The 15,885-nt window shown below is 65.9% G+C and carries 9 protein-coding genes, 3 tRNA genes and 1 pseudogene; 3 read left to right on the forward strand and 10 right to left on the reverse strand.

Going from position 1 to position 15,885, the window contains the following annotated elements:
* Nucleotides 1-218: 218 nt before the first annotated feature.
* The 4 genes from AC4PWQ_RS03675 to AC4PWQ_RS03690 form a co-directional block, all read right to left on the reverse strand.
* Nucleotides 219-1,466: an ATP-binding protein gene (locus AC4PWQ_RS03675; protein ID WP_371163943.1), complete on the reverse strand. Its 1,248-nt coding sequence runs from the start codon at nt 1,464-1,466 to the stop codon at nt 219-221.
* A 330-nt stretch (nt 1,467-1,796) separates the two neighbouring features.
* Entirely contained in the window at nt 1,797-3,044 is a 1,248-nt protein-coding gene (locus AC4PWQ_RS03680) for a type II toxin-antitoxin system HipA family toxin (RefSeq protein WP_492089789.1), read from the reverse strand.
* Entirely contained in the window at nt 3,041-3,328 is a 288-nt protein-coding gene (locus AC4PWQ_RS03685; RefSeq protein WP_371152921.1) for a helix-turn-helix domain-containing protein, read from the reverse strand. The genes AC4PWQ_RS03680 and AC4PWQ_RS03685 overlap by 4 nt, the downstream gene beginning before the upstream one ends.
* Before the next feature lie 846 nt (nt 3,329-4,174).
* On the reverse strand, nt 4,175-4,765 hold the full coding sequence (locus tag AC4PWQ_RS03690; RefSeq protein WP_492089790.1) for a DUF3800 domain-containing protein: 591 nt from the start codon (nt 4,763-4,765) through the stop codon (nt 4,175-4,177).
* Between the two features lie 199 nt (nt 4,766-4,964).
* Between AC4PWQ_RS03690 and AC4PWQ_RS03695 the strand changes: the two genes are divergently transcribed.
* Together AC4PWQ_RS03695 and AC4PWQ_RS03700 are read left to right on the forward strand one after the other, a co-directional pair.
* Entirely contained in the window at nt 4,965-8,066 is a 3,102-nt protein-coding gene (locus AC4PWQ_RS03695) for a cation-translocating P-type ATPase (protein ID WP_492089791.1), read from the forward strand.
* Nucleotides 8,067-8,420: 354 nt separating this feature from the next.
* Nucleotides 8,421-10,361, forward strand: coding sequence for a cell wall-binding repeat-containing protein (locus AC4PWQ_RS03700; RefSeq protein WP_492089792.1), 1,941 nt, complete (start codon nt 8,421-8,423; stop codon nt 10,359-10,361).
* Nucleotides 10,362-10,437: 76 nt separating this feature from the next.
* Here AC4PWQ_RS03700 and AC4PWQ_RS03705 read toward each other — a convergent pair whose 3' ends face one another.
* Nucleotides 10,438-10,977, reverse strand: coding sequence for an NADPH-dependent FMN reductase (locus AC4PWQ_RS03705; RefSeq protein ID WP_371152925.1), 540 nt, complete (start codon nt 10,975-10,977; stop codon nt 10,438-10,440).
* 242 nt (nt 10,978-11,219) lie between these two features.
* On the opposite strand from AC4PWQ_RS03705, the gene AC4PWQ_RS03710 reads away from it, so the two are divergent.
* A tRNA-Arg gene (locus AC4PWQ_RS03710) sits at nt 11,220-11,292 on the forward strand.
* 282 nt (nt 11,293-11,574) lie between these two features.
* Here the strand turns inward: AC4PWQ_RS03710 and AC4PWQ_RS03715 are convergent.
* The 5 genes and pseudogenes from AC4PWQ_RS03715 to AC4PWQ_RS03735 all read right to left on the reverse strand — a co-directional run bounded on the left by AC4PWQ_RS03715 (nt 11,575) and on the right by AC4PWQ_RS03735 (nt 15,820).
* A pseudogene (locus AC4PWQ_RS03715) lies at nt 11,575-12,558 on the reverse strand (IS256 family transposase).
* 458 nt (nt 12,559-13,016) lie between these two features.
* Nucleotides 13,017-13,105, reverse strand: a tRNA-Ser gene (locus tag AC4PWQ_RS03720).
* 81 nt (nt 13,106-13,186) lie between these two features.
* Nucleotides 13,187-13,277, reverse strand: a tRNA-Ser gene (locus AC4PWQ_RS03725).
* A 144-nt stretch (nt 13,278-13,421) separates the two neighbouring features.
* A complete protein-coding gene (locus AC4PWQ_RS03730; RefSeq protein ID WP_492089793.1) occupies nt 13,422-14,171 on the reverse strand; it encodes a type 1 glutamine amidotransferase in 750 nt (249 codons plus the stop codon).
* Nucleotides 14,168-15,820, reverse strand: a complete 1,653-nt coding sequence (locus AC4PWQ_RS03735) for a MurT ligase domain-containing protein (RefSeq protein ID WP_371163953.1) — start codon at nt 15,818-15,820, stop codon at nt 14,168-14,170. The genes AC4PWQ_RS03730 and AC4PWQ_RS03735 overlap by 4 nt, the downstream gene beginning before the upstream one ends.
* Between the last annotated feature and the right edge of the window lie 65 nt (nt 15,821-15,885).

Below are 15,885 nucleotides of genomic sequence, written 5' to 3' on the forward strand. Positions count from 1 at the left end.
GAACGTGGGCGGGAAATGGCGGCTGGCGCATTGGGGCCGCAATTCGTTCCAAATTTGGACCACCTAGACCTTATGCACTCGACCTAGACCTTGCGTGGTGCTCTACGGTCTAGGTCGGCTGCACAAGGTCTAGGCCGTACGAATTTGAACCACCCGGTGCGGCACTGGAGGGATGGGGTGCACCCCACGAAAGGCGCTGCCTCCACGCAGTCCGGCTCTCACGGGCCGAGCAACGCCAGGGGCACTACAGCGACTCCATCCGGGCGGCGGTAGGCGACTGGGCCTGTGTTGACAACCATCAGATCAACTACGCGACCAGGCATCTGCTCACGCAACCACAACAGGTGACGAACGTCAGCATCGGTAACGGCACCAGAGAGCTTCACCTCAACCCCGATCACCTGTCCCTCTGCCCCCTCGACGATCAAGTCGACTTCCCGATCTCCTCCAAACAGGCGAAGGTGCGCGACAGTCGCTTCTGCGGCCTGCGCCATTACACGCACTCCCAAAGCAACTAGCGACTCAAAGAGCGGTCCCACCAGGTGCGCTCCACCTGCAGAGACCAACGTCGCCTCAGTCAGGCCTAACAGCCTTACCGCTAGGGCAGGGTCGGCAAGCTGATGCTTTGGCCCCTGCTGTAGGCGCTTGAACGGATTGTTGCTAGGCAGCCAGCCCGGGATGGGATCGAGAAGCCATAGTCGTGCCAGGTGCTCCCTGTAATGCTCGGTTGTAGCCTTGGAGGGTTGACTCCCATCCCCGCCGGTGGTTGCGTCAAGAATCTTTGAGTAAGAGGTGGTCGTGGAAGACGCTGCAGCGTAAGCAGCTAGCCATCTGCGAAGAACCTCAGGACGGCGCACGTCATATCCCTGGTCGGGGAGGTCTCGATCGATCACCCTTTGCAGGTAGGAGTCCAGCAGCGCCCGCCTGGCCCTAGGGCTTGCACCCATGATGCCTGGCAAGCCACTCGAAACGATTGCCCGCGCGTAGTCAGCTAGCTCGAATCTGCAGGCGCCTGTCACCTCCCTGTCTCCATTCAAAAGGGCAGAGAGAGAAACCGCGGGCGTGCAAAGACCCCGCTCATGCAGCGCCATGGGCCGCATCCGCAAGGAGAGAATTCTCCCCGCACCCGAATGCGTACCGACGGAATCGACCGGCGTAGCAGAGCCAGTGAGTAGAAAACGCCCGGGAGGGGCACCGCTGTCCACACTCCGCCGCACCGCGTCCCAAACCTGCGGCAAGCGCTGCCACTCGTCTATTAGCGCCGTACCTGACGCGAGCGTGGAGAGCGAAAAGTCAGCTCGCACAACCTCCAGCTGGGCTGGGTCGTCCAGCTGCCAAACCGAATCGGCACGCCGACTGGCTGTGGCGGTCTTCCCTACGCCCTTAGGGCCGTCCAAGGCGATAGCGGGGACCTCAGCCAGAAGCTGGTCCAACTCGGCATCCACCGTGCGTGGCAGGTACTCCATGAGACCAGACCCTACCCTACTAGCCCATTCACGGCAGATGGACTAGCCCATCCACGGGCCGCAAACTATGCCATTCACGACCCCGCTACTATCTCATCCACGGGCCATGAACTAGCCCATTCACGGGCCTTGAACTAGCCCATTAACGTCACGCATGCTTGACCCGCGGGCGGCGACGCTACGCGAGAAGGTAATCGACGCCCTCAAGGCGTGGTGGGGCAGGTTCGGGAACGGCAACGGGCGGTAGGCACGGCGCTCCCGGGCTACGGCTCAGCGGACCGGACAGCCCAAACCTCTCCGGCAGCTGCCCCCAACACGCTTCTGCGCCTCCTACGCCCCGAACGGACGCGGCGCCGTTCTCTGGGCCAGCGCCTCTTCCATGACAGACACGTCTTTCCCGGCAAGTCCCGCGCGCCGCGCGTACTGCTCCCAGCCGGCAACAAGCAGCCGCAACTCGGAGATGCGCACCCTTGCGTCGGCCGGCGGAACGTCGCACGCCTCAGCAAATCCGATCAGGGCGTCCATCTCCTCCGGGAACGTGTCAGCACCCATGATTGACGTTGACCGCCGCGCCCCCGGGTGCGGGTTCGGGTTGACGTCAAAGGCGGGGGCCAGGCTCCACCCGCCCTCGCGCCACAGAAAACCGTGGTTGCGCAGGTGATCGTCCGTATTTCCAAGCAGCACGCTCAGCACCACGCGATCAAACAACTCGCCCAGATCATGCGCCGGACTGCCGGACAGATCCCGGACCGAATCAGCCAGGTCCAGGTAGTCGGCGTGTTCGCCATCGCGCATACCAAGTGCCGTCATGGCGCTGATGTAGGGCACCCTTGTCCCGTCGCGCTCACGGTCGAACCTGCGCACGATCAGGACGTTGCGCGGCCCCACCTTTGCCACCTCGAACTCCGGCACCCCCACGCCCGCTGCCCGCAGGATACTCAGTGCAACACCTTCCCACGCCAGCACGTCCCACTGGTCGGAGGCGTGGGGGAACTTTGCGATCGCCAAAGCCCCATCCCCCAACGTGACCGACGCCTTTGGGCGCGCCCCACCTAGGCCCGTGGTCCCCGTATCCAGCAATGCCTTGACGGCCAGCCCCGGGTCTTCATCCCCCGAGACCTGATCGGCCAAGTGCAACAGATGCGGCAGAGAAACCATCGGCGGCACAGCGGATGCCCTGCCAACAAACTCGCCGCCAGGAGCCTTGAACCGCAACGCTCCCTGCCGGGTGTTGTCAGAGACCCCCAGCAGGTAGTCCAGGTCATCCAGTTTCCGTGGCGCACGCTTCTCCTCCGCCGCCTGCAGCCGCTCAGCCTTGTCCAGAAGGTTGCGGCCCCACCTGTCGGGGGCCGTATCCCCGAAGGCTCCTAACAAGCCCGGGAAGTACTGCGGGCTGCTGCCCAGGGTCAAGTTCGGGTCTATGTTGGGGCCGCCCGCGTTCAGGTAGGTGGGGTCGTACGCAAAGGTGGTGGTCACCCCGGCCCTACTGCGCGTGAAGAACGCGTGCCCCACAAGAACGGGGACGCCCGTCTGCCCAGACACGCCGGCCACATCCAGATAGACCTCTACCCGGGTCATTGCGCCCTCCTGCGGGTGAGCCGGTCCGCGCGCAGCTTTCCGATGTCCGTTCGCAGCGGGTCCGTGGCGTCCACCACCGCCTGCAACTGCCCCAGCGCGCGCAAGACCTGCGCGACCGAGGAGAAGGACACCGTCGGATCTCCTTGTTCGATCTTGCGCAGCGTGTCGCGCGAGATGCTCGCACGCTCAACCGTCTGCTGCGCGGTCACTCCCAGCACCATGCGCCACTGGCGGATGTGCTCACCGAACTCCTTCAACTCCCGCTGGATGCGATAACCGGCCACTTCTCCCACCCCCTTATGACGCTCATCTTAGCCATAACTCCCGATTACGGCGATGCTGGCCGCCATTGGCAAACCCGAGGTGTGACGACCACGCAGGCCGCCCACCACCGGGAGCCAAGCGCAATTCCCGCACCTGACCGCCACTCGCTAACCCTCCCTACTTCGACCAACACCCCGCCCTCATCCGGCTCTCCTCAGAGGAGGGCGTCGTTGTGGCTATCTCGAGGCGGCGGGTCTGTACTCGGGCGGGCCAAGCCCCGCTGGGCGGGAATCTTCCATGCCGCTTGGGGCGCCCAGCGCTGCGCCAGGTGAACCCAGCATCGGCGAAACGCTGCATTAGTTGACGTTGGGTGGTTTTGGTGCCGTGGGGCAGTTCCTCCGGGGCATCAAAACCACCCAACACCAAGTTTTGTCGCCCGTTGCGACTCTTGTCGCCCGAGTCGACTGTCGCTCGAAACGACCGGGCACACCCACGCCCCGGATTGTGAAGAGCTACCAAAGGTACCGCTCCTCGCACTACCCAACACTGTTTGACGCAGCATGAATGCGAGCAGCAATATCCGCGAATGCAGGACGATCACCCAAGCGTTGGGTTATCCCGACCCCTTCGTAACTGTCCAGGTTTTCTAGGTCTATCCGGCCTGCCCCTTCAACAAGCAAGCTACTCTTAATTGCCCTCTGCGCCTGGGGATTCCAGATTCTCGATTCCTTCACAAATGAGCACGCCCCACTTACACTACCAAGCAAAGCAGGTGCCCATGCGAAGTCAGAATTGCTAGTAAGCTTCTCTTTTACAACTCTAGACAGCAGAGCACAGTACCAGTCCGCGAACTGCATAGCCGCATATCATGAGCTTTCTACCTGCGTAGGAATCTCCACCAGCCGAACCATATGCTCTTGACCTTGCGCAAACATCTGGGCAGAGATCACGTCGATCGCATGCTTCCTGTTAGCGTCATCAACCTGGTCTAGGAAAATGTAAACATTTTTCTCTTGACTTGCCGCGAAACGGGCAATGCGATGCACGGCACCAATAAGCGCTGACGACGACCGTTCTCGGATGCGCTGCCTATCCTTGGGGCTTTCTTTGCGCGGCTTCAACTCGCCATAGAAAAAGAATCTGCCATGATTCCTTCGAAGCCCCCACGCCAACTGAACAAGCAGCCGAGTCGTCTCGCTCCCATACTTCTCGTATGCGCCGCGAGTTAGTAGCTCTGCCCCTTTCTTTTCCCACGAATGGGGATCTTCAGCATCGCTGATTTCGTTGACAAAGTAGCTACTTTTGGCTACATGGACACACTTGGAAAACTGGCGAAGATAACCATCAGGAAGGACGAAGCCAGCATAGCCAAAGACTGGACTATGGCTATACTTGGGATGGTCGGACCCCCAATAGGGGCCGACATGACCAAACTCATCCAGGTACGCAATCAGCACCCAAGCCCCTTAGACGTAGCAAGGTGTAGCACGGGGGCCTAAGACCTTAGCCTTAGACCCCCGGAAGTGGCTCGCGGCTCGCATGTGAGCTCGACGCCGGTTTCACCGTACTCTGTTCCGGGCCTCTGTTCAAGTGGAATGAGAAGTACCCCGCCCCTCATACCCAGCGCCGCTCCCGCCGCCCGCTTAGCCTTGAAGCATGAGTGGCGTCCCATCCGATTCACCTGTCCTCGCCCACCCCCACGCCGCGGCCACCGCCGCCCTGTTGGAGCACCTGGGCGCTAGCGCCACTTCCGGACTCTCGGCCGCCGACGCCGCCTCCCGCCTTGCCTCGCACGGCCCCAACGAGCTTCCCTCCAAGCCCCCCACCCCCCTGTGGCGGCGCGTGCTGGAGCAGTTCCGCGACCCGCTGGTGATCCTGCTGCTCGTCGCCATCGTCATCTCGACGGTGGCGTGGGCGATCGAGGGTGCCCACGGCGCCCCCATCGACTCCCTGGTAATCGCAGCGGTGATCATCCTGAACGCCGCCATCGGCCTGATCCAGGAGTCCAAGGCCGCCTCCGCCGTGGCAGCCCTGCAACAGATGACGCAGGCGCAGGCCACCGTGATCCGCGACGGCCAGCGCACCGAGCTGCCCGCCTCCCAGCTGGTCCCCGGTGACGTGATCCTGCTTGCCGAGGGCGACCAGGTCCCCGCCGACGCCCGCCTGCTACGCGCCGAGGCCCTGCGCGTCATCGAATCCTCCCTGACCGGCGAGTCCGAGCCCGTCACCAAAACCAACGCCCCCACGCCGGCGACCTCCGCGCCAGCCCCCACGCCGGCCCACCCCGGCGCCGCCCCCGCACCGGCCAGCCCAACGCCGGCCGCCACGCAGACCGCGCCGCCCTCGTCCGAGCGGCGGGTGGACGACGTCGGCCACCAAACCGCCCCCAGCGCTTCGCCGCAGCAAGACACGGCCACCAACGGGACTCTGCCGGCCGACACGCCGCTGGCCGAGCGCACCAACATGGTGTTTCGCGGCACGTCGGTGGCCCAGGGCAGCGCCACGGCTCTCGTGACGGCCACGGGGCGCGCCACGCAGATGGGCGAGATCGCGCTCATGCTGAACTCGGTGGAGGACGCCCCCACGCCGCTGCAACGGGAGATCACGCAGGTCTCCAAGGTGCTCGGCATCGTGGTGGGCCTGATCGCGGTGGCGGTCGTGGCGGTAATGCTGGCAATCAACGGCGTGGACACCCCGCAGGCGATCATCGAGTCGCTGCTGCTGGGCGTGTCGCTGGCGGTGGCGGCAGTGCCGGAGAGCCTGCCTGCCATCCTCTCACTGGTGCTGGCGCTGGGGGTGCGGCGCATGGCGGCCCATCGCGCGGTGGTGAAGAAGCTGACGAGCGTGGAGACGCTGGGTTCGGCCAGCGTGATCTGCTCGGACAAGACCGGCACACTCACCAAGAGCGAGATGACGATCCAGGAGGTGGTCACCGCCTCGGGCGCCACGATCGTCTCCGGGGTGGGCTACCTGCCGGAGGGGGACCTGGGCCCGGACGCCGACCGCGACTACGTGATGGACTCCCCCGCCCTGACCGGGCCGCGCCGCGACGAGGTCACCGCCACGCTGCTGGGCGGCACGCTGGCCTCCGACGCGGAGCTGGCGCGCGGCGAGGACGGCACCTGGCGCATCCTGGGCGACCCCACCGAGGGCGCGTTCTTCGTGGCGGAGGGCAAACTGGCCCTGAGCGGCAACGACACCGCCGACGCCCCCTCCCGCCGCGCAGAGGACTACACGCGCCTGTCTTCCATCCCCTTCACCTCGGACCGCAAGATGATGAGCGTGATCTGCCGGCACGAGCCGCGCGGGCAGGTCTTCGTTTTCTCCAAGGGCGCGCCCGACGTGCTGCTGGAGCGCTGCACCCGCATCGTGCGCGGCGGCGAGGTGGTGGACCTGGACGAGCCCACGCGCTCCCACCTGCTCGCCGAGGTAAGCGACATGTCCGGCCGCGCCCTGCGCACCCTGGCCACCGCCTACCGCCCGCTTTCAGACAGCGAGGCCGCCGCCTTTGACTCCCCTGTGCACGACGCCTCTCCTGCCGCCCCCAGCGATGAAGAGGTGGAGTCCGGCCTGATCCTGACCGGCATCGTCGGGATAATTGACCCGCCCAGGCCGGAGGCCGCTGCGGCGGTGGCTGAGGCCCTGCGGGCCGGGGTGCGAGTCATGATGATCACGGGCGACCACCCGGCCACAGCTGGGCGTATCGCTGCGGACCTGGGGATTGCCCCAGTGGGTGCCCGCGTACTGACCGGTGGGGAGCTGAGCCTGCTCAGCCCTGCCGAGCTTAGCCAGGCCGTGCGGGAGGTGAGCGTGTACGCGCGCGTGGCTCCCGCCCACAAGATGGCGATCGTGAAGTGCCTGCAGGCCGATGGTGAGACGGTGGCAATGACCGGCGATGGCGTGAATGACGCACCCGCGCTGCGCCAGGCAGACATCGGTGTGGCCATGGGCATCACGGGCACGCAGGTGACCAAGGAGGCCGGCACGATGGTGCTGGCTGACGACAACTTCGCCACGATCGTCTCCGCCGTCCGCGAGGGCCGCCGCATCTTTGACAACATCCGTAAGTTCCTGCGCTACCTGCTCTCTTCCAACATGGGTGAGGTCATGACCGTGTTCGGCGGCGTGCTGCTGGCGGGCATATTCGGACTGCGCGGCGAGTCCGGCGCCGTGATTGTGCCGCTGGTGGCCACGCAGATCCTGTGGATCAACCTGATCACCGACTCCGGCCCCGCCCTGGCGATGGGCGTGGACCCCGCCACTGGTGACCTGATGGGGCGCGGCCCACGCCGAACCACCGACCGCATCATCGACAAGCGCATGTGGGGCGGCATTCTGGGCGTGGGGGCGGTGATGGCGGCAGTGACGTTGTTGACCTTCGATTACTTCCTGCCGGGTGGCCTCTTTGCCGGCACCGACTCCGTGGAGGTGGCGCGCACGGCCGCGTTCACCACCCTGGTGTTCGCTCAGCTTTTCAACACGTTCAACTCCCGCTCCGACGAGCTGAGCGCCTTCACCCGCATTTTCACCAACGGCTGGTTGTGGGCGTCGCTCGCTTTGGGAGTCGTGCTGCAGTGGGCGGTGGTGGAACTGCCCTTCTTCCAGGCCGCCTTCTCCACCGCCGCGCTGGACCTGCGGCACTGGGCAATCAGCGTGGGCATGGCGAGCGTAGTGCTCTGGTACGACGAGTTGCGCAAGGCGGTGACGCGCGCCCGGGCGGCTAGCGGCAAGCGGGGCGGTGGTGGGCTGGGCAACTAACTGGGCTCTCCTCTTGCCTCTTACCTGCTCCGCGTTAAACTCATTGATTGCCTTAGCCTTGCGCAACTGCGCTGATTAGGAGCTGAGGAGCAGCCACCCACTGGCTTCGCGGCCCCGCCCGGCGGCAAAGAATCCCCCTCCGCAGCTAAACCTTGCTGCGGCGTTAATCCCCCTTTCGGAGGCAACGTGCTCTTCCATTCAAATTCAATATCCCGCAGGGCTCTGCCCACCCTGGCGATTGTTCCAGTCGCCTTGGGGTTGCTTTCCCCTGCGCCGGCAGCCTTGGCCACTCCGCTAAGCGAGACCGCTCCTGCCGCAGTGGCAGCCAATGAAAGTGTCATCAACATTGGGGACTTGATCTGGGAAGACAAGAACGGAAACGGCATCCAGGAGGAGGGAGAACCCGGTATTCCCAATGTGAGCGTCTTCCTCAGCCGCACCGACAACCAACCGATCCGCCCCCCTCTGCGCCCGTTTACTACCACGAACGCATCTGGCCACTACTCCTTCACTGGCTTGCCCGTACCGATCTACGGAGTGCGTTACAAGGTGTTTGCCCGTACCCCGCAGGGTTACAAGCCAACGCTCGTAAAGCAGGGCGGAAACAACGAGCTGGACTCCAACGAAACCCCCTCTCACGTCTTCAATGTGGATGAGAACGGCGGTACCAACAACTCCATCGACTTTGGCTTTGTGCGTCTGCCGTCCAGCGTGGACATCGAGACCTATAGCGGCGAGTGGGGCGGCGTAGTTTTCCAGGGAGATGCCCCCGTTCTCAAGGACGGCGAGCCCGACCCGCTTCCTGCCGGAGACCACGACACCGTTGCCACTGCCCTGGAAGTCGCGAAGGATGCCCCGCAGCAGGTCAAGGTCCGCGTCACCAACACCGGCATGCACCCGCTGAAGAACATTTCCATTAGCTACGAGGTTGAAAACGGCCCGGCGCTGAGCAACTTCTCTTGCCGCATCGGTTCCCACGATTACAAGGCAGCCAACGGCCGCGTGGCACCGGACCCCTCTTACAGCCTCCCCGCCAAGGGAGTCATCAGCTGCACCGCAGAAATGGCCGCTATGCGGATCTACTCCACCCACGCGAACGTGGTTACCTTCACCGGCACCCCCGTCGCTGGCGGCGACGAACTGACAGTAAGCGACGAGTGGCACGCCAAGGTCAAGCCGGCTATCCCGGTTGACCCAGCGCCTACTCCGACCCCCAAGCCCAGCGTCACTGTCACGCCGCAACCCTCGATGACCGCCACCGTCACTCCCGCTCCCAAGCCGAGCGTTTCCGTCACTCCGACCCCCAAGCCCAGCGTCACTGTCACGCCGCAACCCTCGATGACCCCCACCGTCACGCCCACTCCCGAGCCGAGCCTCACCCCGTCCGCAGCCCCGGCTCCGGGCACCGTGCACCGCATCGCTGGGGACAACCGCGTAGCAACCGCCGTGAAGGCAGCTAACTCTGCCGTCTTCACCGGCGACGCTGCCGTGCTCGTCTCCGGTAGCGGCTTCGCCGACGCCGTTGCAGCCGGACCGTTGGCTGCCACAGTAGAGGGCCCCCTCCTGCTGACCACGGCTAAGCAGCTGGAGCCAATGGTGCTAGAGGTGCTGAAGAACAAGGGCATTAAGAAGGTCTACGTGGTGGGCGGCACCACTTCCGTGGCGGAAGGCAAGTTGGCCGCTCTGCGCTCAGCCAACTTCAACGCTGTTCGCGTGGCGGGTGGCACCCGTTACGAGACTGCCGTTGCCGTCGCCAAGGAGGTGGCAGCTAACGGGGCAGTGGATCGAATCTTCGTTGCCGACGGCACCCAGTTCCCCGACGCGCTGGCGGCCGGGCCGGCCGCCGCCCGCAGCGGCGGCGTGATCGTTCTTTCCGCCGGCGCCACCCTTCCTGCCCCTACTAAGGCTTTCCTGGCCAAGCACGCCGCCCTTGGAAAGGTGGCAGTGGGTGGCCCTGCCGCCAAGGCCCTGGCAGGCGGAGCCGGCAAGCTGACGGTCGTGGCCGGCGCAGACAGGGAGGGCACCGCTGCCCTGCTGGCCGAGCGCTTTGCCTCGCAGGCAACCTCCGCAGTGCTGGCCTCTGGCGCCACCTACGCCGACGCCCTGCCGGGCGGCGCACTGGCTGCCGCCATGGGAGCCCCACTGCTGCTGAGCAAGCAAGCCGCGCTCTCCCCAGCCACCGCCAAGTACCTGCAGGATCACAAGGTGATCCGCCACGTGGAGATCATCGGCGGCACAGGAACCCTGCAGGCTGCCGTCCAGCGTTCTGTGGTCGGCATCATCAGCAAGCGCTAAGGCGCTCAAGGCTAAGGGTGGGGCAGCGAGCCATTTGGCCCGCTGCCCCACCCTTTTCTACCGCCTCCGTCTTTAGCTAGGCAGTTAGTTGCTCCAATGCGTCGAGTACTGCGTTTACGTTGTCCTCCTGGCCCTCTGCCGGCGTGAAGGCGCCGTCCTGGACCTCGGAGACAAGGCTGAAGGAGAGCACCTGCTCCACCTCCGGCATCTTGAATCCGGCCGCGGTGTTGCGCCACACGGAGATGGCCTTTAGTCCGCCGCCGTATCCATACCCGGCGAAGGCAACGGGCTTGCCCTGCCATTCCTCACCCAGGGTGTCCACTGCGTTCTTGAACGGGGCCGGGACGGAGTAGTTGTACTCGGGGGTAACAAACACGAACCCGTCGAAGGAATCGATCTTGGCGGACCACTCCCGGACGCGAGGGTCCGAGTATTCCTTGTTCATGCCCTTGGGGGAAACCGGCCCGTTGAAGAAGGGCAGCTCAAAGTCCACCAGGTCCACCAGCTCATAGACCGCCTCGCCACTGCGCCCCTGGGCGATACCGTCAACCCACTTGGCAATCTGGTCGCCAAATCGGCCCTCACGGGTGGAGCCAAGAATGATTGCAATGCGCATGTTCTTCCTTTCCAAGCAGTCCAGCTCCGGACGCTAGGTACCGTTGCATTATCGAGAATACTGGCGCTAGTACACCGTAGAGCCGCGAAGCAGCCTCGCCACGCGAGGCTGCCCGCCGGCACAGCCGCCATATTATTTTTACTTTGAAGCACTTGCGACGAGGGCTCGGTGCGACGGATCACAGCCGCTGGATTTGCGTTCGACACCCACCGCCAGTTAGACTTCTCAAGTCGCAAGACAATGCGCCCGTAGCTCAATGGATAGAGCATCTGACTACGGATCAGAAGGTTAGGGGTTCGAGTCCCTTCGGGCGCGCAGAGGATCCGCTCCGCAATCGCGTAGCGGATTTTTTGTTGCCCGAGCACCGGATCGGGGCTATAGGACAAAATGTGTTGCTTTGGGGCTTGGTTTTCGTTGTGTTTGTTGGGCAAAGTGGGGTTTGAAGTTGGGGGCTAATGCTCAAAAAGTGTGTAAATCTCGGGCGTGTCTTGGGGTGTTCAGGTGGTTCTTCCTGCCCAGCCTTTGCGTGTGTGGTTGCCGTCTTCGGGTCAAGTCCCTTTGAGTGGTGTAACAGTCCTTCAAGGTGCTGGTAAGGGGTTAGGCGGTTAGTGCGGGGAGGGGGTGGGTGATGGTTTGGATGTCGTCGTTGGGGACGAGGTGGAGACGACAGCGGGTGAGGGCATCGAGGCTGAGGTAGCGGCGTCGTTGGGCCCATTGGTCGGTTTGTTCGGCCAGGACGGCTCCGACGAGGCGGGTGACGGCCTCTCGGTTGGGAAAGATTCCTACTGAGTCGGTTCTGCGGCGGATCTCCTTGTTGAGGCGCTCATGGGGATTGTTGGACCAGATCTGGGGCCATACGTCTTTGGGAAAGGCGGTCAAGGCCAGCCAATCCGCCCGGGCTGCGTCCAGGTGCTCGGCCACTGCAGGGATCTTGTCGGCAACGTAGTCCAGTAGTCGGTCGAACTGAGCGTGGACACTGGCAGCGTCGGGCTGGTCGTAGACGGAGGGCCACATCGCCTTGACGGCGGGCCACAGGCTCTTGGGGGTGGCGCTCATGAGGTTGGCGGCGTAGTGGGTAGGGCACCTCTGCCAGGAGGCCCCTGGCAGGTTCGCTCCGATCGCGTCAACTAGGCCTGCGTGAGCGTCGCTGGTGACCAGAGGCACCCCGCCAAGGACTTGGGCGACCAGGTCAGCGAAGAATGCGTTGCCTGCCGTGCCGGTCTCGGCGGTGGCGACCTGGGTGCCCAGGACCTCGCGGCGTGCGTCAGCGTTGACGCCGGTGGCAACCATGACAACGGCGTTGACGACGCGTCCACCTTCACGGACCTTCATCGTCAGTGCGTCGGCAGCCACGAAGGTGAATGGGCCGGCTTCATCCAGGGGGCGGTGGCGCTAAACGTTGCGCTGCGTGACTCTCTCGGGGCTGGGCTGGCCCCACTGGGCGCCGCACACGGCGTGCGCGTGGGCAGACAGCAGCGCGTTGATCACCGTCTGCAGCAGATCACGCATCAGGTCGGGCCAAGCTTCGGCCAGAGCTTCACTCAGCAGGCCGGCAGGATCGACAATATGAGGAGCGGTCATCGTAACGAGTCCTTTCGAGCGGGTTGTAGGAGATTCCTCGAAGGATCACACGGTGACCGCGCCTACATCCACAAGCCGGGCCGACCACCAAGTGGTTACACCACAATGCGGGACTCACCTGCAACCCCACCCACCCAAAAGCAACACATTTTGTCCTATAACCCCAGACATGGCCCACCGGCCCATCGCCCCAGCAGGCGGCCCACCGACCCTCAAGGCGGCCCACCGACCCTCAAGGCGGCCCACCGACCCTCAAGGCGCCCCGCTGGCTCCGCGTCGATGCCCTGTCACAGCACTCCCCCGCCGAAACTTGTCCAACCCCCACGGAACTTGTCCTTAGCGGGGTGCCTACGGACAAGGCCCAACGCGGTTTGACAAGTTTCGGCGAATCGAGGAGCGGGCGGGCACGCCGCTCGGGAACGCAAAAGCCCGGAACCCTGACGGGCTCCGGGCATTCGCGGAGACGGCGGGATTTGAACCCGCGAGGGGCGTGAACCCCTACCTCCTTAGCAGGGAGGCGCACTCGACCTGGCTATGCGACGTCTCCAGGCCCGCCTATCTTAACCAAAGTCCACTGCCACGCAAAACCTGAGCCCGGGAGTGGTTGATCACCACTCCCGGGCTCCTCTGGCGGAGAGTAAGGGATTCGAACCCTTGGTGCGGGGTCACCGCACAACAGTTTTCAAGACTGTCACCTTCGGCCGCTCGGACAACTCTCCTTACCCGCCCATTCTGGCAGCTTCCCGCCAGGGTCGGCAAAACCGCAGCGAAGATCGCGCGTGGGAGCGCACCGAGCCCCGCCACGCAGCCAGGCCCAGCAGTGGACCCGCGCAGCCATGCCGCCACGCCGCCGCGCGGACGCGCTAGAGCTTGACCTTGGCCGCCGCCGCGCGCTCGGCGCGCAGCCGCTGCTGCAGCTCCACCTCCACGGGCGCCAGGTCTGCAACGCCCACCCCGAGAGCGCGGGCCAGCAGCGCGTCAGCCAGCTGAGGGTTGCGCGCCAGCACCGGGCCGTGCGCGTAGGTGCCCAGCACGGAGCCCGCAATGGCCCCGTCCAACCGCCCGTCCGTGGCCCCGTCCTTCGCGCCGTTGCCCCACCCGGACAGCACCTCGCCCAGCGGCGCCGCGTCCGGCCCCAGCTCGGTGCGGCCGCCGTGGTTTTCAAAGCCCAGCAGAACGTCGTCCACTGCCCAATCCGCAAGCAGGCTGGAGGGCTTGACCGCCAGTTCGCCGATCATGCGCGACCCGCTCGGGGTGGTGCGCGCGTCGATCAGGCCGCAGCCCTGCACGCGGCGGCCCTCGGCGTCGGTGAACCACTCCCCTAGCACCTGCAGGCCGGCGCAGATCGCCAGCACCGGCGCGCCGCGCTCCACGGCGCGGGCCAGGCCGCCGTCGGCCAGCAGGTGGGCAGCCGCCAGCGACTGCGCCACGTCCTCCCCGCCACCCAGCGCGTAGATGTCCAGGGAGTCGGGGATCGGCTCGCCGTAGTGGACCGTGAGCACCTGGGCGTCGTACCCGCGCGCCCGCGCCCGGTGCGCCAACACCACCGCGTTGCCGCTGTCACCGTAGGTGCCCAGCAGGTCCGGCAGGATCAAACCAATGCGCAGGGTCATCGCCGCGCCTCCTCGCTCTTCTCGCCGCCGCTGACCTCCGGCTCCCCACCGGTCACCGCGCTCTCGCAGGCGGCCCCGGCCCCGGAAGCGCCCGTGCGGGCCGTCAGGGTGGCCCCCGCGCTGCCCGTGGGGGTGAAGTAGCCGGCCAGGGTGAGCTCGCGGTAGTAGTCGCGGAAGGCCGTGTAGTTCAGCAGCCCCTCCACGGTGCCGTTGGGGCAGCAGGCCACGGCCTGCGCCGGGGTCTCCACCACCCTGTGCGGGATGCCCGCGTAGGTCAGGCGCACGGAGAGGTCGGCCACGCGCTCGCCGCACGCGATCACGGGACCGCCGGCGTCCGCGTAGCGCTTGACGGCGGTGAAGTCCACGTCCCACAGCCAGGACAGGTCCTCCCCGTCCGGGATCTGCCCGTTGACGGCCAGCAGCACCGAGTCCGCGTCCGGGTTGAACATGCTCATCGACTCCTGCCAGCCGGCCGGGTTCTTCGCCAGCAGCAGGCGCACCTCGCGGCCGTCCACGCGCACGCTGGAGTAGCGCCCGGCCACCTCCCGCAGCTCGGCCAGCACGGCCGCCGCGAGCGCACTCTGCGCGCCTAGCCGCACCGCCGCAGCCAGGGCCTGGGCGGCGTTGGCCTGGTTGGCGCGCCCGGGCAGGTTGAGACGCACCTTCACCGCTACGGCCTCATCCGTGGACGACGCTCCACCCGCGCCCCCCTGCCCCCCGACCGCAGCGAGGTCAGGCCGCGTGATCGGGGCGGCGGGAGAGGCGTCGTCCATCCCGCCCAGCAGGGAGCGCTCCAGGCGCACCACGAACTCGCTGCCGCTGGGGGTCTCGGTGCCGCGCTCCACCCACACCTGGGGGCGGGGGCGCACGAACTCGGCTACGGGCACCTGGCCAGGTCCGGTCTGCACGGCGGCGCCCTCCAGGGCGGGGGCGGCGTACCAGTGCTCGCCGTCGCGCAACACGGGCGTGCCGGTGCGCGGGCTGGTGACGGAGTCCAGGTTCCAGCCCGTCCCGGCCGCCACCCAGGTCACGCGCCCGGAGTCCCAGGCGGCGGAGGCGATCAGCGGGTCGTCCGCGTTGGCGATCACGTGCGCGTCCGGGCAGGCGTTGACGGCCTCGCGCAGGCGCTGCTCGATGGTGCCGATCTCCCCCACCCGGTCCAGCTGGTCGCGCGACAGGTTCAGCAGCACCAAGGCAGCCGGCCTGGTGGCCTTGGCGACCATCGGCAGGTGCATCTCGTCCACCTCCAGCACCGCCAACGGGGCGCGCGGGGCGGCCATGAACGCCGAGGCGATGCCGTCCAGCATGTTGTCGCCCCCCGAGTTGGTGGCCACCTGGCCGACGCTGCTGAGCGCCGCCGCGATCATGCGCGTGGTGGTGGACTTGCCGTTCGTGCCGGTCACCAGCACCACGCGCCGGCCCCGGGCCAGGCGCTCCAGCAGGTGCGGGTCAAGACGCAGGGCCACCTTGCCGCCGATCATGCCGCCCGAGCCCACCTTCAGCGTGCGGGAGAGGTACTTGGCGCTGTTGCCCAGGAGCGTGGCTAGGCGGGTGCGCGCCGGCAGAGGTGGGAGACCTGCGGCTGCGCTAGCTGTGTGGCTGGACGGCGGCGGGGCTTGCCCGCCTCGGGGCGCGCTGCGATGGGTCATGCCCCAAGCCTAAAACGCTTCCCGGGCGCGGGCCGCCTTAAGGCGGGGCGGGCGGTGGAACGTCG

The sequence above is a fragment of the Buchananella sp. 103232 genome (assembly GCF_058725725.1).

Bases quoted from the DNA above. Each gene is read 5' to 3' on its own strand.
- AC4PWQ_RS03680 (WP_492089789.1), bottom strand. From the start codon at position 3,044: ATGACCCGGGTAGAGGTCTATCTGGATGTGGCCGGCGTGTCTGGGCAG.
- AC4PWQ_RS03695 (WP_492089791.1), top strand. From the start codon at position 4,965: ATGAGTGGCGTCCCATCCGATTCACCTGTCCTCGCCCACCCCCACGCC.
- AC4PWQ_RS03735 (WP_371163953.1), bottom strand. From the start codon at position 15,820: ATGACCCATCGCAGCGCGCCCCGAGGCGGGCAAGCCCCGCCGCCGTCC.
- AC4PWQ_RS03730 (WP_492089793.1), bottom strand. From the start codon at position 14,171: ATGACCCTGCGCATTGGTTTGATCCTGCCGGACCTGCTGGGCACCTAC.
- AC4PWQ_RS03705 (WP_371152925.1), bottom strand. From the start codon at position 10,977: ATGCGCATTGCAATCATTCTTGGCTCCACCCGTGAGGGCCGATTTGGC.
- AC4PWQ_RS03675 (WP_371163943.1), bottom strand. From the start codon at position 1,466: ATGGAGTACCTGCCACGCACGGTGGATGCCGAGTTGGACCAGCTTCTG.